The 213-nt window shown below is 61.5% G+C and carries 1 pseudogene; it reads left to right on the forward strand.

Features of this window, described 5'->3' with window-relative positions:
- Positions 1–213 (forward strand): annotated as a pseudogene (locus P0D70_RS37070) (electron transfer flavoprotein-ubiquinone oxidoreductase); the annotation flags it as partial.

A 213-nucleotide genomic window follows, 5' to 3' on the forward strand; every position in this document is an offset into this window, starting at 1 on the left:
CGGCGGCTCGTTCCTCTATCACATGGATAACAACCAGGTGGTGGTGGGTTTTGTGGTCGGACTTGGCTACACGAATCCGTACCTGTCGCCGTTCGAGGAATTCCAGCGCTACAAGACACATCCGGCAATCCGCGCGGTGCTCGAAGGTGGCAAGCGTGTGTCGTACGGCGCGCGGGCAATCACGGCGGGCGGCCTGATGTCGCTGCCGAAGCT

The sequence above is a fragment of the Paraburkholderia sp. RL17-381-BIF-C genome, from assembly GCF_046026435.1.
GTDB lineage: Bacteria > Pseudomonadota > Gammaproteobacteria > Burkholderiales > Burkholderiaceae > Paraburkholderia.